The sequence below is a fragment of the Fulvivirga marina genome (genome assembly GCF_016775155.1).
GTDB lineage: Bacteria > Bacteroidota > Bacteroidia > Cytophagales > Cyclobacteriaceae > Fulvivirga > Fulvivirga marina.
The window spans coordinates 27,708-53,130 of the sequence record NZ_JAEUGD010000061.1; the positions used below are offsets into that span (position 1 = coordinate 27,708).

Genomic DNA, 25,423 nt, shown 5'->3' on the forward strand with positions numbered 1-25,423 from the left:
ATATGAACTTCATTGCGATTGGTTTACAGCCATATTTCGTATTAACTGTCATTCTACTATTGTTTATTTCAATATACCTTGAATGGATGAAGCCTGCTGTAAGCTTTTTGTTTGCCGTATTGCTTTTGGTTATGTTCGGGATAATATCACCCGCGGAAGTACTCGAAGGCTTTTCAAACCAATCCATTGCAAGTGTAATACTCCTTATACTCATCACGGCAGGCATCAGAAGTAATTTTAATGTTGAATTACTTCTTGACAGAGCCTTTGGAAAAGCCAAAACTTACCGGCAATTCTTAATATCCATGATGGGCAAAGTAGCTGTTTTATCTACTTTTGTTAACAATACCCCTGTTGTGGTACTAATGACTCCATACGTATTCAATTGGGGCAAAAAAAACAATATCTCTCCGTCTAAACTATTAATACCACTCTCCTATTCTACGATCATTGGAGGAATGGTTACACTTATAGGTACTTCCACTACACTGGTATTAAACGGGTTCATGTACGAAAGCAACATACCAGGAATAGACCCTTTAGAACTGCTCTTCACAGGAAGTATAGTTGCCGTTTTTTGTATAATTTTTCTGATGCTTTTCAGCAACAAACTATTGCCCGATAGAAAAGATATAATAGCTAAGTTTCAAGCAAATAAAAGACAATATCTTATTGAAAAAAGACTCAGCGAAAATAGTTCGTTAATTGGAAAATCGATAGTTGAAGGCGGTTTAAGAAATTTAAGTGGGGTTTACCTCGTAGAGATCATCCGTGATGACAAGATAATTTCCCCAGTCACTCCAAAAGAAGTCATTCAAGCGAAAGACATTCTCATTTTTGCTGGCAATACAGATAATATTGTAGATCTCACCTTGACTGATATTGGTATTGAATTACCAGAAAAGCTAACACCGTCGACAAATGGAAAGCTCAGAGTGGTTGAAAGTGTGGTAAGTACTAATAGCAGCCTGATAGGAAAAACAATAAAGAAATCAAACTTTCGTGAAAGGTACGATGCTGCGGTTATCGCTGTACATAGAAATGGAGAAAAATTAAGTGGAAAAATAGGTAAAATTAATATTAAAGCAGGAGATGTTCTTCTACTTTATGTGGGTGACGATTTCAATGACAGGGTTGATCTCTATAAGGACTTGTATGTTATTACAGGGGAAACAAAAGAAATAAACAAAAAGACCAACAGCCACTATAAGTTAGCTATATTGGGAGTTGTTGTTTTAGGGCTGATTATCACTCAACTATTTAACCTATTTCTTTCTCTAATGACCATTTTTTCAGTAATGGTCGCCATGAAACTGATCACGATTAAAAATGTTAAACGCGACCTTGACATACACCTAGTAGCTATTCTCGTATTATCTCTATCTATTGGCGAGGCCATGATAAATACAGGCACTGGTGAAATGGTTGCTCATCAGGCCCTGCGTCTCTTTCAGCCATATGGAAATATAGCCATTCTGGCCGGACTCATGATCATTACTACATTACTCACCTCATTTATCACCAATGTAGGAGCGGTTGCCATTGCCTTTCCCCTAACACTAGCCATGACTTCTGAGATGGGCGTTGATGGGGCTCCATTTTACTTAGGAGTTGCATTTGCAGCCTCTGCCGCCTTTTTAACTCCAATTGGATATCAGACTAATCTCATTATTTATGGACCAGGAGGTTATAATTTTAAAGATTTTTTAAAAATAGGGCTGCCTGTCACTATAATTTACTTGCTTTTAGCGACCTCCGCTATTATCTTCCTCCACAAAGGCATATTTATCTAAGGTCTCCATCTCCTCAGTTTTAATAACCCTATGCATCGGAACCCTTATCAAGAGCAAAAAGCCCATACCTACCATAAAGAAGAGCATGAGCGCTAATGTGCTATTACGCATGTCTCCTGTTATTTGCTCTATAAGTCCATAAGCAAACGTTCCGAATACGATAGACACATTAAAGGTGACATCATAAAAGCTAAAATAGGATGCATGATCTATACTTCCTTTAGGGATCAACTTTGCATATGTAGCCCTGGACAATGACTGAATACCACCCATTACAAGCCCTACAACAAACGCCAGAATATAAAACTCATACTCATTATATACAAAATAGGCTCCCAGACAGATCAATATCCATACAAAAACCATGATTAGCAACGAAACCTTGTTCCCCTTTATTTTACTAACATAGGCAAAGAAGTACGCACCAAATATGGCTACAATATTGATGAGCAAAACAGTCATAATTAGTTTACTATCTTCAAGTTTAAGCTCCTTGGAACCAAAAGTAGCCGCCAAATACATCACTGTCTGCACCCCCATATTATAAAAGAAAAAAGCGACAAGAAAAAGCTTCATGACTGACAACCTTTTGAGGCTATGCCATACCTTTTCCAATTCATGGTATCCCTCTGTTAATATATTTCCTTTTGGTTGCTGATTGTAAACATTATCAGGTACTCTTGAAAAGGTAATTTGAGAGAACACTATCCACCATACCCCTACTAAAAGAAATGAAAACCGCACTGCAGTTTGCCCTTCGACAAACCCAAACGCATCATGGTACTCGATCATCACCAAATTAAGCACCAATAGCAGGACACTACCTATATAACCTAGGGCATATCCTTTGGCACTGGTTTTATCCACACGATCTTCTGTAACTATTTCCGGTAAGAATGCATCATAAAAAACCAGGCTACCAGAGTAACCTACACTGGCTAATACAGAACAAATAATGGCCAACTCTACATCCTCAGAGCCATTAAAAAAATAGAGCCCTATGCATGACAGTGCCCCAAGATACATAAAGCACTTCATGAAAAGTTTCTTTCTACCACTGTAATCTGCTATTCCAGACAACAGCGGTAGTATAACTGCAACAAAAAGGAATGAAAAAGAGAGTGAATAAGAATAAAGTACAGAGTTTGTAATGGATAGCCCAAAAAAATCAACTTTATCATAGCCTCCCTCAGCAGTGGTTATACTATTGTAATACACTGGAAAAATGGCTGAGGTTATCACCAATGAGTAGACCGAATTAGCCCAGTCATACATACACCATCCATTGACAGTTTTAGGGTTGTTAAGCTCCATACTAAGGTATTCAAATAAAAAGGGCTTGCTGTTACACAGTAAGCCCTTTTATATATTATTACATTATTTAACTGAAATAGTTACTCTTCCATTTCTTGTAGCGTGGTATAGAGAAGCTTTCTGGCATTTGCCTTTCTAAGCTGAAACTCTACATCTGACACCAAACCTCTTTTTGCCTCTTTATCAACTTTCATCGCAATAGTGATTTGGTCCCTTTCAACTTCATCCAGTTTATCCTTTTCCTGATTTACCCACAACACCACATCTTTAGGCTCTATGAAAACGTCATTCGCCTGAATTCGTGGCTCCGACCCCCACTGAGAAGTCTTCTTTGGCTCTCCAATGTAAAGGTAGCTTACTAATGACTTTCTTTGCAGTTTTCTAAGCTGAGTTGCATCAGGAATCCTTTGCTTTACGTTTATAGTCACCTCCCTCAATACTGTTGTCACCATAAAGAAGAACAACAGCATAAAGATAATATCGGGCAAAGCAGAAGTAGGGATTTCCTGTTTTGTATTTGCTTTTTTCTTAAATTTTGACATTTAACCTCCAATTTTAGATGGTTCTGCAATAGAGATGTTCATTGGGAACTCAACTTTTCCATCCTTCAATCCTCTTCCCTTATCATACAACCTCTTATTTTCAGGATCTGAGAGATCGTTGGCAATATCTCTCCATTGCTTATTTGTTACTCCGACTCTCTCGGCATACATATCATAGTATGCACCCTGAACCTGATCCAACACCTCTATAAACATTTCCTGACTTGTTCCCCTATCCGTTTTAAAAGATACAATAGCATCTTTAGGCGTATCAGAAAGCTCTGGGTTACGACCATTGTTCAAAACGAATTCTTTGATCATAGATTTTATAGCCGCAACATCTGTTAGAGGTTCTCCCTCAACCAACAGCTTATCGGCAGAGTTTACCTGAATCTTGAATATGTTTCGTTCAGGTATCTTAATATCCATTTGCTCCATAGTATCCGGGTCTGGAGGAAGCAAAAGGCTAAGACCTCTATCGTTAGCAATTGTAGTTGTTACCAGGAAGAAGATCAACAGCAAGAAGGCAATATCCGCCATCGAGCTGGAGTTAATCTCCGGGTTATCTCTTTGTTTATTTCTAGCCATTATTTAATAGCTTTATTGATTTCTGAAAATACGATCCCGATTACTGCTATAATAAAAAGAACATACATCAGCATTAAGGATCCTCCTACGAACTTTGAGCTTGTTTCGTTAACACCAAACTCAATGTATGCATTAGTTACTGCACTATCTGCAATAGACCAGGTAATCACAAAAAGGACTATCAAGGCAACTACCCCTATCGCACTCCTTACCAATGTCTTAGGGTGGCTAAGCGAGTTGATCAGAGGAAGAACAACGGCAGCCAAAGCTGCGATCCCCACCATAATCATCGCTACCCACAACGCTATATTAATAAATGATTCCATATATAATTTACGTTAAGTTTACTAAAAATTTGATTAAGCTTTGCCAGTAAGCTTGTGCTTAACAAGAAGGTCAACCAATGTGATTGATGCATCTTCCATCTGGTTTACAAGCGAATCAATTTTAGAAACTAAGTAGTTATAGAATACTTGAAGAATAATACCTACAAATAGACCTGCAACAGTTGTCAAAAGGGCTACTTTAATACCATTAGCAACAATCTGAGGAGAGATATCACCAGCTGCCTGAATAGCGTCGAATGCACCAATCATACCAATTACAGTACCGGTAAAACCAAGCATTGGAGCAAGAGCAATAAATAGAGATATCCATACAAGACCTTTTTCCAATCTACCCATCTCAACAGATCCGTAAGCGATGATTGACTTCTCAACCATTTCTATTCCTTCAGACATTCTCATCAAACCTTGAGTAAAGATTGAAGCAACAGGCCCTCTGGTATTTCTGGTAACTTCTTTAGCAGCTTCTACACCACCAGAAGCCAATGCATCTTCAACGTTAGCTAAAAGCTTATCTGTGTTAGTAGTAGCAAGGTTTAAAGTTATAATTCTTTCGATGGCAATAGCCAAACCTAAAATTAAACAAATAAGTACTGGCGTCATCCATTCAACACCACCTTCGATAAATTTATCTTTAACAATTTGGTGGAAAGACTGCTCTACCTCAACCTCCTGAACAGGCTCTTCTTCTACTACAGGATCTGGTTCTTCAACTACAGGGTCAGCTGTTGCAGCTGTAGTATCATTCTCCATAGCCGTTGAATCTACAGACTCATCCTGAGCCATAGATTGAGAACCAAGGGAAAGAACCCCTACCAGCGCCAATAATGTAAATAGTTTTTTCATAATTCAAGTTTTAAGTATTTCTCAGAGTTTTGTTTGAGAGTGTTAAACGATTATAATTTATAGTTAAAATTAATTAAAAGTTTCAAATTCAATGGATAAGGTCGCAATATTTGAATCTTATCCGATTTATAAAAATCTTAAAAGACTTATCCGGGCAGCATATTTAGTATAATTTTTCTGAACATTAAACATTCTCGCCCGTTAAAATTCAATGTGAGGGGTTTTATTATCGATTGGATCTGAGCAGGTTGAAAAATTTGTATAACACAATAAACCCAACCGCCCGGCTTTATATCAACATTTTAGCATAAAGAAAAGGGAATATAACTAATATTCTAATTTTCTTTCCATACTACCCTCACTGTTAGTCTTTTACTCCTTTCGAACCTAATTTTTTTCAACTCCGTCCTCCAGGTTCATTTTAAAGATGAAGGGTGTTTAGCACACCAGTTTCTTTCATCCATATGTCAAGCGGAGAGGAAGGGATTCGAACCCCCGGTACCCTTTTGGGGCACACTCACTTTCCAGGCGAGCACCTTCGACCACTCGGTCACCTCTCCATGCGAAAAGCCTTTGCTTCACGGCAAGCACAAATAAATCAATAAAAAACACTTTATGCAAACATAAAATAAATTTAAATAACTTTAATTCAGCGTTAACTCGCCACAAATTGGTTGTATTAAGCGTTTTTTAATCTCCACTACATCATCTTCCTCACCCAATACCATCATAAGCTTAGTAATCGCAGCCTCTAGTGTAAGATCGGCTCCCTCAATAACACCCAACTCATTTAATTGCTGACTGGTATCGTATCTACCTTGTATCACCCTACCTCCGGGGCATTGTGACACATTTAATATAATTATACCTTTACTAACAGCCTCTTTAACAAGGCCGATAAACCATTCTGATGTCGGGGCATTACCTGACCCAAAAGTTTCCAATACTACCCCCCTAAGCCCTTCAATATGGAGAATAGCCTCAACCGCCTCTTGGGTTATGCCGGGATATAGCTTAAGTATAACGACCCGACGGTCAAATTTACTGTGTAAAACAAGTGGTTTATTATCTTCAATTTGATAAATGGCGGATGTGTTGTAATTAATAACAACACCCGATTCTGCCATAACAGGGTAATTTTCTGACTCAAATGCATCAAAATGAAGGCTTTGAACTTTTTTTGACCTATTGCCTCTCAGTAGCACATAGTCAAAGTAAATACAAACTTCTGGTACAAGCGGTTGAGTCCCCGATTTACTGGACGCAATTTCAAGCGCAGTGATCAGGTTTTCACGTGCATCTGACCTCAATGAAGATATTGGTAACTGAGCACCCGTAAATATTACCGGCTTTCCTAGGTTTTCGAGCATAAAGCTTAATGCCGATGCAGTGAACGCCATCGTATCCGTGCCATGTAATACAACAAAACCATGAAAATCATTATAGTTTTCAAAAATGATTTGTCCGATTTTCACCCAATCATCAGGGCCGATGTTTGATGAATCTATCGGCTCCTCAAATGATATAACAGTTAGGTTAAGTTCTAATCGCCTAAGAGAAGGTACATGATTTAAAATTGAACTAAAATCAAAAGGAACCAATGCACCCTTTTCATCGTGCACCATCCCTAAGGTACCCCCAGTATAAATAATCAGTATGGAGGTTTCTGGTTGAGAATAAGCTGAAGTAATGATATTTATTTTAGAGTAATTCATTTTTGACCAAATAGTATTAGAGCATTGGCTGTTGTTTTTGCAGCTATTTCATCTAATGGCATTTCTTTCAGAGTAGCCACTCGCTTAGCTATAACAGGAATGTAAGCTGGCTCATTTCTCTTACCCCGGTGCGGCACCGGCGCAAGATAAGGGCTATCAGTTTCAAGTAGAATATGATCAAGGCCTATATGAGGTATTACAGCATCTAACCCTCCATTTTTAAATGTGGCCACTCCTCCAAAACCCAGATAAAACCCTAGATCAATTATTTTCCTCGCCTGTTCGAGATCACCTGAAAAGCAATGAAAAACTCCTGTCAACTCATCATTTTTAACTGCCTCCAGCAATTCAATAGTCTCATCAATAGACTCCCTACAATGAATTACTAGTGGCAACTTATACTCCTTAGCCCATTCTACCTGTATTTTAAAAGCTTCTTTTTGCTCTTCCCAATAGGTCTTATCCCAATACAGGTCAGTACCTATTTCACCTATGGCTACAAAATCTCTTTTTCCGAGCCATTCCTCTACTAGGTACAACTCTTTTTCAAAGCCCTTTTGTACTGAACATGGGTGCAGCCCCATCATTGAAAAACAGTTATTCGGGTACTTACTTTCCACTTCCATCATATCATCAATTGATGTATGATCTATATTTGGCATGTAAATCCTGTTAACTCCATGCTCAAATGATCTCTCAAGGACATCACTCAAATCCTCTTTGAATTTATTGAGATAAATATGGGCGTGGCTGTCTACAAATTCGTTCATTCTACTTTATATAATTCATCCAACAAAAAAAGTCACAAGTCCGGCCAAAGTTAATATTTCCTACCTTTCCACCTGACTTTAGTTGGAATTAAAAAGTAAATTGAACTCAATAGGGATAAACCAAAAGCATAAAGGTCATAAAAGATCGTGGCAGTCCAATTAATTGATAATTTAAGTCGGTTATGAACGCTTGCAACAAAAAAGGTTTGAATAACTATTTTCAGTAATAAGATTACACCCCCAAAGTATAGATGAATGAATAATAAAGGTAGAATTGAAAAGTGGAAAAGAGCTTGAAAAGTTAACATACTAACTACCGGAACAGGAAGCTGCACTGCTCCAAACATCCACCTCTTTCGTTGATTGAGTAAATTTTTGACTCCTCTTATACTTTTTGTTCTAGCAAGCACATCTGGCTTCATCAACTGAACAAGGACAAAACCTTTATTTTTAACCTGCTTAAATAACTCAAAATCCTCAGTTATAGAAAAAGGAATATTTTCATACCCTCCCACACTCTCATAAGCTTCTTTTGTAACACACATATTGTTTCCTATAGCTGTTACCGGTTTCCCCAGATCAGTTATTACCTTGACCATACCAATAGCAAATAGCCAGTCTACATTTTGCAAACTATGGTCTTCAACGGCCGTTACACCATTGACAATACCGACACCAGGTTTCAAACCACACAACATGCCGACGATCCAATCTTTGTTTACTGCTATATCAGCATCTGTAATAAAATAAATATTGCCCCTAGCTTGCCTGGCCAGATGAGCCAGAACATTGGCCTTGCCTCGGGCATTGCCCAGGTTACCTGTAATTTCAACTACATGAATATGAGAGTAATTGTCAGCAAATTTCCGAGCTTCCCTCAAAGTATGATCTTCAGACGAATCATCTCCTATCCATATTTCAAGTTTATCCGCAGGGTAATTTAAATTCAGCAGAGCATTGATGCATCGCTTTATATTATGTTCTTCATTACGTGCTGCCACCAGCACCGACACTTTAGGGTAACTGGCAGCAGAGTAATTAAGCTCTTGGCGGCTCGTATACCAGAATAATATCAACAACAGATCTATTATTACAGTGATGACACATATAATTATTAAAATCACCGCTAGTCCATACATAATGTTTTAAACTGGTACCCCAACTCATGAAAGTGTCTTACAAAAGCGGGTAATGCATACTTTACATTGGCCTCTGCTTTTAAGTTATCATGAAAGAGTACAATGGCACCATTTTTCGTTACCCTTACCGTTTGTTCTAAACAGTCTGTCGGATTTATTTTGGGGCTGTAATCCCCTGAAAGCACATCCCACATTACGATTTGATAATCCTTTATTAACGAAGCAATTTGCTTTCTAGAAATTTTACCATAGGGTGGACGTAATATTTTTTTCTGCTGCCCAAGGTTTTCTAACTCATTCTGGCATAGTTTCACATTTTCCAGATACTTTTCATGACTGGTCTTCCAGCCATTTAGATGATTAAAAGTATGGTTTGCAAGGGTATGTCCCCTGTTAATTACATTTTCTGCTATTTTTTTGTTTTTCTTAAGGTTTTCCCCCACACAAAAAAAAGTTGCTTTAGCTTCAAATTGATCAAGGGTATCCAAAATAAAGTTAGTGAGTCCTGGTATGGGGCCATCATCAAAGGTAAGGTAAATAGTATCTTGACTTCCTTTAGGCATATTCCAGGTTAGCTGAGGATAGAACCATCGAACTATAGCTGGAGTTTTATGAAAAAACATATTAAGGCTCTATTTTACACGATAACATCGTGATATCATCTTTATAACCATTTCTACCCTTAAAACCATCAAGATCAATAATAATATCCTGATGTATTCTTTTAAGGTCTTTATTTCTGTTTTTACTAAAATAATCAAGCAACTTCTGCATACCAAACTCATCCCCACTTTCATTTTCTGTTTCAGTAACACCATCCGTATAGCAGAAAAGCAGAAAATCATCCAAATCAGTTATAAACCCTTCATTGATAAAAGGTAAAGGGTGTAAAGCACCCAAAACAGTAGAACCCTCTTCCAACAATTGAATCTCCCCTTTTCTGTTTACAAGCAATGGGGGGTTATGCCCTGAATTTACATATACCAGGGTTTTCAACTGGTGATCATAGATACCAAGGAAGCAAGTGATAAATTTCTCACCTTTAGCATTTTCAAGCACATGATAGTTAAGCTCCTCAATAATCTCCTTGATATTTGGAGTTTGTCTCACCAAAGTCCTTAATGAAGCCTGAAAATTAGACATCATCAAAGCTGCAGGAATACCTTTACCAGAAACATCTGCAATACAGATAAGAAACTGATTTTTATTGATAGGGATATAGTCGTAATAATCACCCCCCACCCTGTCGTGAGGCAGGTAGCTAGCTTCAATTTTCAGCCTTAGCCCATAGGGCAGACTTTCGGGAAACAGGAACTGCTGAACATCGCTGGCAATCTCAAGTTCCTTCCTAAGAGCCTCCTGCTCAAGCTGCTTTCGAGCCAGTTTTTTATTCTCTATAGCAACAATGATTATATTGCTCAAAGCCTGTATGAACCGCATGCCACTTTTCCTAACATCTTCATCCTCCTCATCCAGATCACCAACAAAAACCAAGGCCAATATTGAAGTCTTATGAGATATAGGCACAACACAATCGAACTCATCAAAGACATCTCCCCGTTCTTTTATTATGGGCGTTATTGAGGTATTTCTGGCAAATTCCACATCCAAATCTGTTGCAAAACAGTCCATTTCTGTACCATAATTCACCTTGCACTCCCACTTTTCATCCAAAACATAAAGTGCAAGCCGCTTGATATTCAGGTTGGCTCTTAACGTGAAATCATATATTTTATATAGAGAAGATTCAGGAAGATTATTGTTAATAGCCTGAGTAATCTCCAAAAGAGCATTCAGCTCCAGTTCCTTTAAATTATACTTGTTTTGTAACGACAATGTCTCCATAAGAAATCAACCTGCACACCTGATACAATATAATAAATATTTGAAAAAGTTAGGCTAATGTTTCCTCCCTTTCCACCTGTACTCGCCAAAGTTAGCAGCTATTCCGAATATTACTACATAAATTGGATAGGTAAATTGCAAGAAAGCAAAAAGAAAAAGGTTAAGCCTTTTATCAAGAAAATTTAAAACTTTATATAGAAAATAAGCCTCCAATATCATTTTAAAGAACACTACCCCTAACAAGAACCTATAACTTTTCAAATCAAGTATCAATAGCATCAGGGCAAGTATAAACGACATATTAAACACTAAAACAAATGCTGCCAGCAAAGTAGTTTTCTTGCTAGAGTAAAACTTCCACTTGCTGGCCCACCGCTTACGCTGTTGAAAAAAATTGCTCCAATGCGCGTGTGCCAGTGTTCGAACAACTGCATCCTTAGACCTATTAAAATAAACTTTACCTCTGAATACCTCCCAAAACTTATGCATCAAAAACTCATCATCGCCACTTGGTATTTGCTCATTGCCTTTATACCCTCCCACCTTAAAAAAAGATGCTTTAAGAAAAGAAAGGTTAGCTCCATTGCACATGTTAGGAATTCCCAATGCTAAACTGGCTGCACCTGTACCAATCAAACTGGCAAATTCAATGGTTTGTAATCTTTCAAAAAAAGTAGTACCCCTTTCAAAAGTGACTGGCCCTGTAACCATATGGGCATCGGTACTTTCATAATAACTAGCAATACTCATTAGCCAATCCTCTCCCATGCTACAATCTGCATCAGTCGTGACAATCACAGAACCTTTCGATGACTGTATACCTCTTAACAATGCCTGCTTTTTACCAAACTCCGCTTCTAAATGTAAAAGGGACCACGACTGTACTTTTGGCACAAACTCGTTAATAATTTCAACTGACAAATCATCTGAGTGATCATTAACAAGAATAACCTCATAGGAGTCGCCAGGAAAGTTTTGACTTTGCAGGCTATTTAGCAATCTCCTCAGGTTAGTTTGTTCATTTCTAAAGGGTACAATTACAGAGTAATGATGATTCAACTTATCAACATAGGTGGGAATACTTTTATTATGTACCCAACCAACATTCAGCACTACAAGCAATAGACAATAGACGGAAACAATAATAATTAAAACTACACTCATTTTGCCTTTAACCTCATTTTTAAGGTAAGTGGAGCTCCAATAATAGTTGGCACCAATATATTAATCAGCCATAAAGTTAAACTGGCACTTACAACAGCCATAAGGTCAACCTGATATTTCTCATAAAAATAAATAGCTGAGAACTCCCTTACACCAAGATCGCTAAGAAAGTTAAAAGTGGGTAAAATTGACTTAGACAGAAATATCCAGGTTACTCCGGCAATATTTAGATCAAGACCAATCCCCGGCAAGAACAGAGCTAATATCACTCCAAACTGAAGTGCAAAAACAAAATAACGAAAGATTGACAACAATAAGACCTTAACAACCTCTACAAACGAATACATATTGATAATACCAAAATAATAAATAAGCTTGTTTTTAAATTTCTCAGGCATCACGCCCTCTATTAACCGATAGCCATTATGATAAATCAAAAGTATTGTCCCACCTGCTACTAACGCTAAAAAAACATAAACCCACATTGCAGTGGCAGAAATGTAATATAAACCTAAGGTGCCAAATAGTGCAGTTGGAACCATCTGGCAAAACCGTCCTAACATGATAGCTCCAATATACCGTCCCCTATTAGGATTACCAGCCTGCATCACCCGACCAAAATAATCCCCCAAGCCATGTGGCGTCATAAAACTAAGGCTTAAACCGGTAAGCACTCCTTTGATAGCACTGAGGAATGACATTTTAGCCAAGGGTTTCACAAGCACCATCCACTTTACCGCTTCTATTCCCCAATTCACAAACATTAGTCCCATTACAACTACCAACCATTCAACGTTATTATGAAGTATGGTTTGAATATACCTCCTGGTGGTTTCTGCCGAATCTCTACTACCCTGAAGCTTTAAGTAAATAAATGAAATTAACAGTATCAGAATAACCGCTTTAAGAATCGGCCATAATGCTCGTTTATAGAAAGAAGTTTTTATTAGATCAGGCATATTTATAAATTGCACGAGTGGGCAAAATAGACAAAAAACCTCAAACTGAGAGGATAATTTTAGGGTTAGATCCGGGAACAAGTGTAATGGGTTATGGACTTATTTCGGTAAAAGGTCAGAAAATAAGTTTAATCCAGTTTGGAGTTATCCACCTCAGCAAATATTCAGGACATGAGTTAAAACTCAAAAAGATTTTTGATCGTGTTTCAAGTCTTATAGAGGAGTACCACCCTGACGAAGTAGCATTAGAGGCTCCGTTTTATGGCAAAAATGTTCAGTCCATGCTAAAGTTGGGACGTGCTCAAGGTGTAGCTATGGCCGCAGCACTATCTAGAGGTATACCCATTGCCGAGTATGCTCCAAAAAAGGTAAAACAATCTGTAACCAGTAATGGAAATGCCTCAAAAGAACAGGTTGCCAACATGCTCATGTCTCTCCTAAAGTTTAAAGAAGCCCCGAAACTGCTCGATGCTACCGATGCTTTAGCGGTGGCCGTTTGTCATCATTTCCAGAAAGGTGTTACGCAAACAAAATCTTCTAAAAGCTGGGATGCTTTTATAACTGAAAATCCGGGAAGGGTGAAGTGACACTACTTGGCTAATATACTATCAATTTCCTCCTTTACTACAGTAGGAGGAAATTCTCCATCTTTTATTTTTGATATCACCAATTTAACAACATCAACTGCGTGTCTTCGCTTGACAAAGCCCAAAGTCCCTTTAACACCTGGTCTAAATTCTTGTATAATTAAGGGCTTTTTTTCTTTGAAAATCGTGTACCCATAGGTGCCATCTGAATTCGTAAGGATTTCATAATAAAAACCCTCTAAATTAGAGGCATCTTGATTTTTTTCTTGCTTTTGCTTACATGCAATCAAAAACAAAATACAAAACGCAAATAGATACTATATTACTCCGGAATAAATTCAGAAAAGTCATTAAGTCCTAACCCCTGTGAGGTTTCCAATCCACACCCGACAAAAGCAGACCCATTAATTGTGAAAACACCTGTTTGTGTACGACCAACACCTGGAAACTGAGCAGCTCCCTTCCACGTGTCAGTTTCATTATCATACCTCCAAAGGTCGTTATAGTAAGATTTAGATCTGCTTGTTGAGCCAAGCCCAATATACCCATCTCCCCTCAAACCAAAAGCTATCAGCCTGCTCCTTCCATCCGCCGGAAAATCAGACTTCCAGGTCCAATTATCACTCTCAACATCATATTCCCACAAATCACCCAATGGAGTTGTTCCAAAGCCACATCCAATATATGCCTTTCCGCCAACAACAAATGCAACCGTAGCATTCCTCACTCCTCCATCAAAATCAGACTGTTAGATCCAACTGTTAGATGTTGGATTATATTTCCACATATCCGAGTAGCCCATACTGGTTACTGTATTGGACTGAACCCCTAGCCCCACGTAAGCCTCATCGTTTAGAACAAAGGCACTAGCAGATCTCCTTCCTACGCCAGGAAAATCCGCTTTTTGTGCCCATGTATCTGTTTCAGGATTATACTTCCATAAATCCACCAAATATTTTCCACCAGTTTGTACAGAACCAGAAATTCCAGTTGATATATATCCTCTGCCCCCAATAGAAAAAGCCACATGCCCTGATCGAACTTTAGTCATTCCTGTTTTAGCTCTCCACCCAACATAAATATTGTCGCCATAAACAGTATCAACAACATCAACATAAAGAGTATCAACTGTAGGGGTGGGATCTCCCACATCATCTAAATTACACGAGAAGAAAGAATAGGAAGAGACTATATTTTCAAATTATATCAATTTTACACTTTTTTAAAAAATGCAAGGTTAATCCAACTACTTCTTAAATCCAAAAAAAGATATTATCAACATGATATAGTTCACTGATCTATATTTAACTTTGAATTTCACCAAGTAGATATTCTGATTTGTATCGTTTAATTAGAACACTTGCAAAATATTCATATCCAATTTTAAAATTATTGGAAGCCTGCTATCCTGATAAAAAAGCAACGGAATGTCATCCAATTTTTATTATTGGTGCTCCACGAACAGGAAGTACATTATTGTATCAATTACTAACCAATAACACAGAGGTTATCTACATAAGCAACTTCGTTAACCTTTTTCACAGAAACCTTTTTGCTGGTTTTGTACTGAATGGCTTATTACTAAAAGGTCACCGAAGGATTCATAACTCCTTCTCATCCGATTTCGGAAATACATTAAAGAGTGGCTGGAATGCACCAAGTGAATCAGGAAATTTTTGGTATAACTGGCTCAGCAAAACCAATGATTATGAGGAGAATAATAACATCAGTCAAAAAAAAATAAACCGGCTGCAAAAATTATTCAACAGAGTAATGGCTTTGTATGAAAGGCCCATTGTGTTTAAAAACTTAAACAATAGCCAAAGATTGCCTCTGATATCAAAAATTGATCCTCAAAGCAAAATCATCTGGATCAAACGTGACCATGTATATAATGCACAATCAATTATTTTGGCTAGACAGAAATACAATGTTTCTCCTAACGAAATTTGGTCCGTTCACCCCAAAGGACTAAGTCCGGATGATTGCAGTAATGAGTTTGAATTAGTTGCTAATCAAATTAAGCTGATTGAAGAAAAAATCAGAGAAGATTTAAAACTGTTCCCTGAAGAAAATACATTGACTATTAATTATGAGAATTTAGAAGATATGCTTCCTGATATTCTTCAATTCTGTGGCATTAAATTGGATTCTTTAAACATGTTAAGGCCTCACATCAAAACGAAGAACAGTCAAAGGCTATCTTCAGAAGATTGGAATAGGCTGCAAATAGAAATACAATCATTATCTTTGCCGCAATGAGTAATTATGCGCAAAGAACATATGAAGAAATCATCGACATCAAGGATGATAAAAAGGTTAAAGTAATAAAACAGCTCATTCCCAAGGATGTAAAAACAATTGTTGATATTGGGTGCGGAAATGGTCTTATAACAAACCAGTTAGCGGCTACATATGACATTCTGGGTGTGGATATAAACCCAACGAAGTTAAAGCATGTCAAAACTAAAACGTTAGAATCTTCCTGTAACAAAATCGAATTACCAGACAAATCATTTGACTTAGTATTCTCAAGTGAATTACTTGAACACCTACCAGAACAGCTCTTACGTGAGACACTCTCAGAATTTGAACGACTCTCAAAAAAATACATTCTTATCACGGTCCCCAATAAAGAAAGCTTAATCAAGCTGATGGTTAAGTGTGACTCTTGCAAAAAATTATACCATAAAAACGGTCATTTACATAGCTTTGACTTCAAAACGCTGGATGTCATGTTCACTGATTTCAGGATCTTAGAAAAGATGGAATTTGGACCTTTGATTAGAGCTTATAATAATATTCTGGGCAAAACAAAGCACGCTCTAACCCCTGCATCAAGCTGGATTCCTAAATTTTGGAGTAAAAAACAGGGAATAAGCTATACATACTGTCTTCATTGCGGAAAAAAGAATGAGACAAAACACCGCTTCCATCCTATAGCTTTTGGGCTTGATATGATTAATTTAGCACTTTCAAAAAAGAATAAAAGCCAATTGATTGCACTGTTTGAAAGAAAAAGTGGTGAGTAAGGATTCCAAATTAAAGTATAAAGAATTTTGTAAAAACCTTGATGATCTTCCAATCTTTTCACAAGATTGGTGGTTAGACGCGGTGTGTCAACCTCAACATTGGGATGTCAGTGTTTATGAAAAAGGGGGTAAAACCGTAGGAGTCTGGCCATACTTCAAGACTTCAAAAGTGGGGCAAGAGATGTTAATAATGCCCCCATTAACCAAATTCTTAGGGGTCTACATAGATTACCCCAAAAACATGAATCACTCATCTCGAGGGTCTTACGAAAAGGAAGTAGTATCAGGCCTACTTAAAGGTCTTCCCTACAAACACTTGGATCAGAACTTTCATTACTCCTTTACCAACTGGCTTCCCTTATTTTGGTCAGGTTTTTCTCAACAAACTCACTATTCATACTGCCTAGATGGAAATGATAGCACTAACATTTTTAAGCAATTCAAATCTCAAACTAAAAGGGACATCAGAAAAGCAGAAAAAGAACTGACTATTTCTGAATCAGAGGACCCCAAAGTTTTATACCAACTTGTAGAACAAACCTATCAATCTAAAGGCAAGAACGCTCCCTACTCATTCGAAGCACTTCAAACTCTTGACCAAAAATGTAAGGAAAAGGAAAGCAGAAAAATATTATTGGCAAAAGACGGCAACAATAATGTTCATTCTGCCATTTATTTGGTATGGGACAAAACCTCTTACTATTACCTAATCTCAGGAACTAACACCTCTTTCAAAGGAAGTAATGCTAATTCGCTATTAATTTGGCATGCCATTCAGGAAGCTATATCTGTTGGAAAAACTTTTGATTTCGAAGGCAGTATGGTACAGTCAATTGAACGCTACTTTAGGTCATTTGGAGCAAATCAAAAGCCATACTTTAACCTAAAACATTCGAAGCCCAAATGGCTTAAACTTTACTTTTTCCTCAAAAACTTAAAATAACCATTGGGCATAGTAAGGCGTCATAGCATCAGGTTTTCCATTATTTATTATTTAGGAATAATTTTAGGGTATATCAATACCATTTTATTATTTCCAAACTTTCTTGAGGCTGACCAGTTCGGGTTAACACGGATGCTGCTATCAGTAACAATCGTCATTTCCCAATTTGCCCAGTTAGGTACGCAAAATATGATTATTAGATACCATCCCTTCTTTGGTAAGAAAATATTAGGGGTAGGTATTATCATCTGTTCATTAGGCCTGTTTGTCACCCTATCTTTAATTGTAGTTTTCCAGCAGTCTATATTGGAAATATACAATGAAAAATCCCCTCTATTTTTGGAGTTTTTTCATTTGCTGATTCCTTTCAGCATTACAATGGTGTTTTTTAACTTGTTTGATACATACCTTAGAACATTATATAAAAACATTTTTTCAACATTCCTCTCTTCTGTACTCGTTAGAGTTGTATGGTCAGCACTGATCTTACTCTATTATTATGAGTATTTATCATTTGAACAGTTTATATTATTCTACGCCTATGCCTACTCAATAATAACCATCCTATCCCTTATTTATATCAAACTAATCGGACAACTCACCCTAACTATTCACTTTAATAAAGATGAATATGGTCATTTTAAGGAAATTCGAAGTTTCAGTGCTTTCACAATACTTAGTGGTCTTTCCGTTTTTTTAATCAACAAAGTAGATATTTTAATGCTTGGCAGTATTGAAGGTCTTGAAACTGTAGGCATTTACGCCATAGCTTCGTACATGGCAGCTGTCATTGTAGTTCCTGGAAGTGCCATTGCAAGAACTGCCCAGAGCATTGTTGCCAATGCTTTTAAACAAGAAAACTACCTCATTATTGATAATGTATATAAAAAATCGGCATTACACCAGCTAATTTTGTCTGCAGCTGCATACATACTCATTACTCTCAATTATTTAAACCTTATGTATTTTTTACCGGAGGAATATCATAGTAGTTTTACAATATTTTTCTACTTAGGTTTTTCAAAAATAGTTGATACTGGTTTGGGCATTAATGGTATTATTTTAATCAACTCTAAATACTATAAAACTGACACAATCTTTTCTGTAGTTCTTCTGATACTTACAGTAATTACAAATTTGATATTCATACCGCTACTAGGAGGCGAAGGAGCAGCCATCGCTACCATGTTATCACTTATCATATATAATCTGCTAAAATATTCTTTCCTCAAGATAAAGATGAGCCTGGATCCTTTTACTCCCAAAACCATAGTAGCAATTACAATTTGCTTACTAAGTTTTATAATACCTTATTTCATCCCTGTATTTAATAATATTTTTGTGGATTCACTTATTCGCTCCTCCTTAATGGTAAGTATTTTCGTTCCTCTGATATATTTCACAAAAATATCAACGGATATAAACGAACTAATAGACCAGGGAATTAGATTGTTAAAGCCAAATAAATAGCCATGTTGACAGTTTATACTCCCGAAGTGTTCAATGCTGAAAAATTGTATATCTTCGATATACTGTTTTCGGAGTATTTAGGGGTTGACTTCGACATCAAAGCAAATATTAGTACCCATGACTATATTATCGAAATCAACAATTCGAAAATATACATTGAAGATCATTTCTTCAGTAAATGCACCGAACCTGATGGCTATTTAACTCCAGAGCTTATTCCTTCAAAAGTTGAGCACTACTCTAACGAACATTTCGATGTTAAAAATCTCCCCGTAATATATGGCATCCCAAACGTTGAAACAAATGAAAATAAAATAAAATGCCAGATAGACTTCTTTGCCAGCTGCTTTTACATGTTAACGCGCTGGGAAGAATATGTTATAAGTCATCGAGATCAGCATAACAGATTTGAAGCGCAGAACTCATTAGCTTACAAAAACGACTTTCTTGACAGACCTATTGTAAATGAGTACGTAGTTTTTTTTAAAAAACTACTCCTTCACCTTGCTCCCAAACTTACCTTTAAGAAGTGGAAATTTACATGCATCCCTACTCACGATATTGATCACATCCAGAAATGGGGTAATATAACCAGCATACGTAAAAAGTTAGCCCATGATTTTATTACACAAAAGAGGCCTCTGGTAGGACTAAAAAATGCACTAAATGCCCTATTGGTCAAGTCTAATATAAAAAAGGATCCATACCAAACCTTCTCTTACATAACAGAGCTATCCCAGCAACATAACCTTACATCACACTTCTATTTTTTATGTGGTGGAACCAGCGTTTTCGACAATAATTACAACATTGAAGAAGCAAAACCTATTATTCAATATTTACTATCCCAGCATCAGGTAGTTGGTTTCCATCCCAGCTATAGTAGCTACAAAAATAATGACCAATGGCATACAGAAAAGTGTCATCTGCAAGAGGTCGCTGGGCTAAAAGTAATAGAAGGCCGTCAGCACTATTTAAGGTTTGAAGCCCCCACTACATGGCGAACATGGGAAATGGAAGGCATGGAAACTGATTCAACCGTTGGCTATTCTGATATTCCTGGATTCAGATGTGGAACCTGTTACCCTTTCTCAGTATTTGATTTTATCGAAAGAAAAAAGCTTAACCTAAGAGAAAACCCCTTAATACTGATGGAAACAACTTTGATATCATATATGAAGTTGTCACCTGAAAAAGCTAATGAAATTGCAAAGAAATTATATTTCACTGTAAAAAAGTATAACGGTAACTTTACGTTTTTATGGCACAATAGCGCTATACATACTGTAGAAGATAAACCATATCTTCACATATATGAAAATATAATAAAAGGATTCCCCAAGAATGGAGAGTAAGAAAAGAGTACTAATACTGGCTTTTAGCCGGTTAAAATATGATGCAAGAGTAACACGTCAGATTCAGTTTCTTAAAGATGATTATGATGTAGATGTATTTTGTTTTTCTAAAACGGATATAGCAGGGGTCAACTTCTACGAAGTAAGACAAACTCCACTTACACTTTTACGAAAGATCTTTGCTGCATTTTTCCTTATCACAAGGCAATACAAACCTGCCTATTGGATTTTACACAATTACAAAGATCATATTCCCCAGTTGAAATCGAATAATTATGACTTGATAGTAGCTAACGATGTAGAAACCTTACACCTTGCTTTCTCCGTGGCTGGCAAGACTAAAGTGTTATTTGATGCTCATGAATATGCACCCAAGCATTTTGAAGATAAGCTTTGGTTCAGGTTATTCTTTCAAGGGTTTAACACTTATTTTTGTCGGTTTTATATCCCCAAAGCAGCAGCCATGACTACGGTTTGTGATGGATTAGCTAAAGAATACGAAAGAAATTTCAAGGTAAAACCAACTATTATCACAAATGCGCCCAAATACCATGACACACAAATAAGAAAAACAGACCCAAATGAAATAAAAATAATTCATATGGGTGTAGCAAATTTTTCAAGAAAACTCGAAAACATGATTGAAGTTGTCGATCTCCTTGGACACCCTTATTCACTCGATTTGATGCTATTGGTTCCCGGGTATGCTTCAGCTCAGACAAAAGCCTATACAGATACCTTAAAGCAGAAAGTAAAAGAAAACCCCAGAGTCAACATCATTGATCCGGTAGACAGCAAAGACGTTGTGGATAAAATTAAGACCTACGACATAGGAATGTTTTTACTTGAGCCTGTAAACTTTAACTATACCTTTGCTCTTCCAAACAAACTATTTGAATTTATTCAAGCCCGCTTAGCTGTTGCGATCGGCCCTTCGGTGGAAATGGCCAAAGTGGTCAAGAAATATCAATGTGGAATAGTTTCAGCTGACTTTACCCCAAAAGCACTGGCTAATGAACTGAAACAGCTAACCACCCAAGATATTGATACCATGAAAGCAAACTGCTCCAATGCAGCAATGGACTTATCTGCGGAAAAAAATGCTGAAGTTTTAAAGAGTATATGTAAAGGAATAATCAATTGATTATTCCTTTACATTACTTATTTTAATCTATTTAAAAATGGGTGTCCCATATCTCTCGGTGACTGCACTTGGGCACCTCTTAACTCGTGCACAACCTCAATACTAGGGCGAGCCTCTTCCAATCCAAAACCATTCCCTTTTAACACTTCCTCGTAGCTCTTTATATGCAGATCTGTAAAACCTCCACTAAACTCTATTTCCTCTCCATCTACTGTTATGGAGCGGTAAGTCCTCTTACCTTCTGCCTTTATCTGCTCTGAAAGGTGATCATAGTTAATGCTCAAAAACCATCTAACATTGGCATTTTCAAGCTCAAGGTACCCTGACATAGCATCTTTGCCGGAATAATGCAGAATATTGCTCTTAACTCCTCCAAAGATCCAGCTTAGCATATCAAAAAAATGGATACCTATATTAGTTGCCACACCACCTGATTTGCTAATATCACCCTTCCAGCTATAGTGATACCAATTACCTCGGGAAGTAATATAAGAAAGGTCTATATCATACTTTTTGCCAGGATTTGCCTCAACCTTTTTCTTTAATTCTATTATGTCCTTATGCAATCTCAATTGCAGGATATTGTAAACTTTACGCCCAGTCTCTTTTTCTATATGCTTAAGAGCATCCAGGTTCCATGGGTTGAGTACCAGTGGCTTTTCACAGATAGCATCAGCACCTCTTCTTAATGCCGACCTGATATGTGCATCATGTAAATAGTTTGGTGTACATATTGAGAAGTAATCAATATCCTGACCTTTATACTTTAACTTTTCCAAATGCCTGTCGAATCTTTCAAACTCTGTGAAAAAATCAGCATTTGGAAAATAGCTATCCATGATCCCTACACTGTCAAATTTATCATAGGCCGCTATCAGATTGTTTCCTGTCGCTTTAATCGCTTCCAGATGTCTGGGCGCTATATAACCCGCTACTCCTAATAGTGCAAAATTCTTCATTTATGAAATTTTAGTTACTTGGTTATTATCCAATTTATACCGTTCTCCACTTTCCGGGCAAGTAGCCTGACCATTACTATCAAAATTCAACTTATGCCCATACTCGCTAATCCAGCCCTTTTGTCTTGACGGATTACCTACCACTAAAGCATATGGAGGCACTTCTTTAGTAACTACGGCTCCGGCACCAATAAAGGCATATCGTCCGATTTTATTCCCGCAAACTATGGTAGCATTGGCTCCTATTGAGGCTCCTTTCTCAACAGTTGTCTTCAAATAATCACCTCTCCTGTTTATAGCGCTCCTGGGATTAATTACATTAGTAAAAACCATTGATGGGCCAAGAAATACGTCATCCTCACAAGTTACACCTGTATAGATGGATACATTATTCTGAACCTTAACGTTGTTACCCAAAACTACATCAGGGGAAACTACAACATTCTGCCCTATATTACATCCTTTACCAATAACACAATTCGGCATGATGTGCGAGAAATGCCAAATTTTTGTCCCTTCCCCAATATCACAGCCTTCATCAATAACTGCAGTCTCGTGAGCAAAAAAATCTTTATCTTTCATTTATATTTTCTTTGTTAAATGACAACTTCAAAAGTCTTTTTTAAAAGCTTTTTATTTTATCAATAATAATATCCTGTATCTCATGGTCCATTTCTGTATGAATTGGCAATGATATCACCGTTTTCGATAAGGCTTCAGCTACAGAAAATGATTCAGACGACAGATGTTTGTACGCTTTTTGATGATGTAAAGGTACCGGGTAGTATATCATGGAAGGAATACCATGATCAGCAAGGTATTTTTTAAACTCATCTCTATCAATTCCTTCCGTTGTTAAGGTATACTGATGATAAACATGAGTTGAGTTAGAAGCCACATAAGGTGTATTTAAGAATTCTACCTCTGACAGCTTTTCATTGTAATAACTTGCTGCCTGCTGTCTTTTCAGGGTATAATCATTCAGATACTTAAGTTTCACATTAAGTATAGCAGCCTGCATAGTATCTAGTCTTGAATTAACTCCAATCACATCATGATGATACTTTTTTTGCTGTCCATGATTAGCAATCATTCGACTTTTTTCGGTTAATGAAGCATCATTGATCATTAATGCCCCTCCATCACCAAAACATCCCAGATTTTTTGAAGGAAAAAAAGAGGTAGTTCCAATGTCCCCCATCGTTCCGGCTTGCTTAACCGTACCATCTGAAAATGTATATAATGCACCAAGAGCCTGTGCGGTATCTTCTATAACTTTTAACTCATATTTTTTTGAGATCTTCAATAACGCTTCCATATCGGCACACTGTCCATAAAGATGTACAGGTACTATGGCTACGGTTTTATCCGTTATTTTTGATTCAATTTGGGTTGTATCAATATTAAAGGTATGCGGATCTACATCCACAAACACAGGCTTCAGCCCTAAGAGCACTATTACCTCCGCAGTAGCAACATACGTATGCACAGGAAGAATCACTTCATCACCTGCCTTAAAATCCAGCGCCATCATGGCAATCTGCAACGCATCCGTACCATTACCACAAGATACGACATGTTCAACTGAACAAAACTCGGCTAACTTCGTTTCAAAATTTTTAACTGCTGGTCCCTTTATGAATGCAGAGCTATCCATTACTTCCTGAATAGCCTCATTTACTTCATCCTTAATCTTAAAATACTGACCATACAAATCAACCATTTGTATGTTTTTTTCCTTTGAATTCATACCACAAATTAACTATAAATAACTCTCAAAAGCATGTTAGTTTATACCCTTTTGGAAACTAATGAGGTTTTGTATTACCAACTTTATTTCTGCATCAGTTAGCTCAGGAAATACAGGTAAAGACAAAACCGAATCAGCCACCTTTGAAGCTACCGGAAACTGCTCATTCCTAATATTCATAAACCGATAAGCTTCACATTGATGAATAGCCTTAGGATAATGAATGGCAACGCCAATATCACGTTTTTGCAAAAAATCAAATAGTTCATGTCGCTGCTGATACTGAATAGCATATATATGATAAACGTGTTTTGCTCCTGCAAATTCTCCAGGTAAACCATACCCCAGTTCTGCAAAATGTTGATTGTATTCAGTAGCAATCTGTCTTCTTCGTTCATTCCACTGTTCCAAATATTTCAACTTCACATCCAACACTGCTGCCTGCAAAACATCCATTCTACTATTACGCCCGACAATGATATGCTCGTTTTTTGCTTCTTGTCCGTGATTTGCCAATAAGCGGATTTTATCAGCAAGCTGAGCGTTATTTGTTATTAAAGCACCCCCATCTCCAAATGCTCCTAAATTTTTTGTTGGATAAAAACTAAATGTACCAACATCACCAAAACTGCCAACAGACTTACCATCCAGCTTAGCACCGTGTGCCTGCGCGCAGTCTTCAATCACTTTAATATCATACTTCCTGGCTATTGCCAGTATTTCATTCATTCGACAAGGTAGCCCATAAAGATGCGTGGCTATTATAGCTTTGGTTCGTTTAGATATAGCCTGCTCCAGTTTATCCGGATCTAACGTAAAGTCACTTTCAAGTATATCTACAAATTTTATATTGGCACCAACAATAGAAACAACCTCTGCATTGCCAAAGAAGGTAAAAGCAGGAATAATGACCTCGTCTCCGGGTCCTATGCCCAAAGCCCTTAATGCCAATTCAAGCGCATCTGTACCATTACCGCAAGAGACACAATACTCTACCTGCGTACTTCTTGCAAAATTCCGTTCAAAACTTATGACTACCTCCCCCCCTATCAACACACCCTTCTCAAATGCTTCCGCCCAAGCTCGGTCAACTTCCTTTTTAACTAGTTGATATTGTCGTTTTATATCAAAAAAGGGGACGGATAATCTACTCATAATTCTCCA

27 protein-coding genes and 1 tRNA gene are annotated in these 25,423 nt (G+C 37.2%); 8 read left to right on the forward strand and 20 right to left on the reverse strand.

The features are described 5' to 3' along the window. The first annotated feature begins 2 nt into the window (after positions 1–2). Entirely contained in the window at positions 3–1,793 is a 1,791-nt protein-coding gene (locus tag JMN32_RS18510; protein WP_202857857.1) for an SLC13 family permease, read from the forward strand. On the opposite strand, the gene JMN32_RS18515 is transcribed toward JMN32_RS18510, so the two are convergent. The 13 genes from JMN32_RS18515 to JMN32_RS18575 all read right to left on the reverse strand — a co-directional run bounded on the left by JMN32_RS18515 (position 1,746) and on the right by JMN32_RS18575 (position 13,019). Next, complete coding sequence (locus tag JMN32_RS18515) at positions 1,746–3,107, reverse strand: MFS transporter (protein WP_202857858.1); 1,362 nt, start codon at positions 3,105–3,107, stop codon at positions 1,746–1,748. The genes JMN32_RS18510 and JMN32_RS18515 overlap by 48 nt on opposite strands. A gap of 80 nt (positions 3,108–3,187) precedes the next feature. Further along, positions 3,188–3,649, reverse strand: coding sequence for an ExbD/TolR family protein (locus JMN32_RS18520; protein WP_155175175.1), 462 nt, complete (start codon positions 3,647–3,649; stop codon positions 3,188–3,190). Then, a complete protein-coding gene (locus JMN32_RS18525) occupies positions 3,650–4,237 on the reverse strand; it encodes an ExbD/TolR family protein (protein ID WP_202857859.1) in 588 nt (195 codons plus the stop codon). Beyond that, the gene (locus tag JMN32_RS18530) at positions 4,237–4,563 is read right to left on the reverse strand and encodes a hypothetical protein (RefSeq protein WP_202857860.1); all 327 of its coding nucleotides are present in this window, start codon (positions 4,561–4,563) and stop codon (positions 4,237–4,239) included. The genes JMN32_RS18525 and JMN32_RS18530 overlap by 1 nt, the downstream gene beginning before the upstream one ends. A gap of 33 nt (positions 4,564–4,596) precedes the next feature. Beyond that, the gene (locus JMN32_RS18535; protein ID WP_202857861.1) at positions 4,597–5,427 is read right to left on the reverse strand and encodes a MotA/TolQ/ExbB proton channel family protein; all 831 of its coding nucleotides are present in this window, start codon (positions 5,425–5,427) and stop codon (positions 4,597–4,599) included. Between the two features lie 472 nt (positions 5,428–5,899). After that, positions 5,900–5,987: transfer RNA gene (locus tag JMN32_RS18540), tRNA-Ser, on the reverse strand. Between the two features lie 84 nt (positions 5,988–6,071). Further along, positions 6,072–7,142: an asparaginase gene (locus JMN32_RS18545; protein ID WP_202857862.1), complete on the reverse strand. Its 1,071-nt coding sequence runs from the start codon at positions 7,140–7,142 to the stop codon at positions 6,072–6,074. Next, a complete protein-coding gene (locus tag JMN32_RS18550) occupies positions 7,139–7,912 on the reverse strand; it encodes a TatD family hydrolase (RefSeq protein WP_202857863.1) in 774 nt (257 codons plus the stop codon). The genes JMN32_RS18545 and JMN32_RS18550 overlap by 4 nt, the downstream gene beginning before the upstream one ends. Positions 7,913–7,962: 50 nt before the next feature. Further along, complete coding sequence (locus JMN32_RS18555) at positions 7,963–9,051, reverse strand: glycosyltransferase (protein WP_202857864.1); 1,089 nt, start codon at positions 9,049–9,051, stop codon at positions 7,963–7,965. Further along, positions 9,039–9,674: a polysaccharide deacetylase family protein gene (locus JMN32_RS18560; RefSeq protein WP_202857865.1), complete on the reverse strand. Its 636-nt coding sequence runs from the start codon at positions 9,672–9,674 to the stop codon at positions 9,039–9,041. Before JMN32_RS18560 ends, JMN32_RS18555 begins: the two co-directional genes overlap by 13 nt. Position 9,675: 1 nt before the next feature. Continuing rightward, a complete protein-coding gene (locus tag JMN32_RS18565) occupies positions 9,676–10,896 on the reverse strand; it encodes a PP2C family protein-serine/threonine phosphatase (RefSeq protein ID WP_202857866.1) in 1,221 nt (406 codons plus the stop codon). Between the two features lie 54 nt (positions 10,897–10,950). Continuing rightward, entirely contained in the window at positions 10,951–12,060 is a 1,110-nt protein-coding gene (locus tag JMN32_RS18570) for a glycosyltransferase (protein ID WP_202857867.1), read from the reverse strand. After that, complete coding sequence (locus JMN32_RS18575; protein ID WP_202857868.1) at positions 12,057–13,019, reverse strand: lysylphosphatidylglycerol synthase transmembrane domain-containing protein; 963 nt, start codon at positions 13,017–13,019, stop codon at positions 12,057–12,059. Before JMN32_RS18575 ends, JMN32_RS18570 begins: the two co-directional genes overlap by 4 nt. Before the next feature lie 17 nt (positions 13,020–13,036). Between JMN32_RS18575 and ruvC the strand changes: the two genes are divergently transcribed. Further along, positions 13,037–13,606, forward strand: coding sequence for a crossover junction endodeoxyribonuclease RuvC (gene ruvC / locus JMN32_RS18580; protein WP_202857869.1), 570 nt, complete (start codon positions 13,037–13,039; stop codon positions 13,604–13,606). Between the two features lie 2 nt (positions 13,607–13,608). Here the strand turns inward: ruvC and JMN32_RS18585 are convergent, their stop codons facing one another. The 3 genes from JMN32_RS18585 to JMN32_RS18595 are packed head-to-tail and all read right to left on the reverse strand — an operon-like array spanning position 13,609 to position 14,756. Next, positions 13,609–13,902: a DUF4907 domain-containing protein gene (locus JMN32_RS18585; RefSeq protein ID WP_202857870.1), complete on the reverse strand. Its 294-nt coding sequence runs from the start codon at positions 13,900–13,902 to the stop codon at positions 13,609–13,611. Positions 13,903–13,928: 26 nt separating this feature from the next. Continuing rightward, the gene (locus tag JMN32_RS18590; RefSeq protein ID WP_202857871.1) at positions 13,929–14,333 is read right to left on the reverse strand and encodes a Kelch repeat-containing protein; all 405 of its coding nucleotides are present in this window, start codon (positions 14,331–14,333) and stop codon (positions 13,929–13,931) included. 21 nt (positions 14,334–14,354) lie between these two features. Beyond that, positions 14,355–14,756 carry a kelch repeat-containing protein gene (locus JMN32_RS18595; protein ID WP_202857872.1) on the reverse strand — a complete coding sequence of 134 codons (402 nt, stop codon included), beginning with the start codon at positions 14,754–14,756 and terminating at the stop codon, positions 14,355–14,357. A 242-nt stretch (positions 14,757–14,998) separates the two neighbouring features. On the opposite strand from JMN32_RS18595, the gene JMN32_RS18600 reads away from it, so the two are divergent. Genes JMN32_RS18600 through JMN32_RS18625 form a run of 6 tightly spaced genes read left to right on the forward strand, consistent with a single transcriptional unit; the run spans position 14,999 to position 21,550 of the window. After that, complete coding sequence (locus JMN32_RS18600) at positions 14,999–15,868, forward strand: sulfotransferase family protein (protein ID WP_202857873.1); 870 nt, start codon at positions 14,999–15,001, stop codon at positions 15,866–15,868. Further along, on the forward strand, positions 15,865–16,638 hold the full coding sequence (locus JMN32_RS18605) for a class I SAM-dependent methyltransferase (RefSeq protein ID WP_202857874.1): 774 nt from the start codon (positions 15,865–15,867) through the stop codon (positions 16,636–16,638). The genes JMN32_RS18600 and JMN32_RS18605 overlap by 4 nt, the downstream gene beginning before the upstream one ends. After that, complete coding sequence (locus JMN32_RS18610; protein ID WP_202857875.1) at positions 16,607–17,581, forward strand: GNAT family N-acetyltransferase; 975 nt, start codon at positions 16,607–16,609, stop codon at positions 17,579–17,581. Before JMN32_RS18605 ends, JMN32_RS18610 begins: the two co-directional genes overlap by 32 nt. Positions 17,582–17,584: 3 nt before the next feature. Beyond that, positions 17,585–19,051 carry a lipopolysaccharide biosynthesis protein gene (locus JMN32_RS18615; RefSeq protein ID WP_202857876.1) on the forward strand — a complete coding sequence of 489 codons (1,467 nt, stop codon included), beginning with the start codon at positions 17,585–17,587 and terminating at the stop codon, positions 19,049–19,051. A gap of 2 nt (positions 19,052–19,053) precedes the next feature. Next, a complete protein-coding gene (locus JMN32_RS18620) occupies positions 19,054–20,406 on the forward strand; it encodes a polysaccharide deacetylase family protein (protein ID WP_202857877.1) in 1,353 nt (450 codons plus the stop codon). Continuing rightward, a complete protein-coding gene (locus JMN32_RS18625; RefSeq protein WP_202857878.1) occupies positions 20,396–21,550 on the forward strand; it encodes a glycosyltransferase family protein in 1,155 nt (384 codons plus the stop codon). Before JMN32_RS18620 ends, JMN32_RS18625 begins: the two co-directional genes overlap by 11 nt. A 17-nt stretch (positions 21,551–21,567) precedes the next feature. Here the strand turns inward: JMN32_RS18625 and JMN32_RS18630 are convergent, their stop codons facing one another. From JMN32_RS18630 to JMN32_RS18645, 4 genes are read right to left on the reverse strand one after another with little or no spacing between them, the layout of a single operon-like run. After that, positions 21,568–22,509: a Gfo/Idh/MocA family protein gene (locus tag JMN32_RS18630; protein WP_202857879.1), complete on the reverse strand. Its 942-nt coding sequence runs from the start codon at positions 22,507–22,509 to the stop codon at positions 21,568–21,570. Further along, positions 22,510–23,091, reverse strand: coding sequence for an acyltransferase (locus JMN32_RS18635; RefSeq protein WP_202857880.1), 582 nt, complete (start codon positions 23,089–23,091; stop codon positions 22,510–22,512). A 40-nt stretch (positions 23,092–23,131) separates the two neighbouring features. Beyond that, a complete protein-coding gene (locus JMN32_RS18640; RefSeq protein ID WP_238354539.1) occupies positions 23,132–24,259 on the reverse strand; it encodes a DegT/DnrJ/EryC1/StrS family aminotransferase in 1,128 nt (375 codons plus the stop codon). Between the two features lie 36 nt (positions 24,260–24,295). Then, complete coding sequence (locus tag JMN32_RS18645; protein WP_202857881.1) at positions 24,296–25,414, reverse strand: DegT/DnrJ/EryC1/StrS family aminotransferase; 1,119 nt, start codon at positions 25,412–25,414, stop codon at positions 24,296–24,298. Positions 25,415–25,423: the final 9 nt, after the last annotated feature.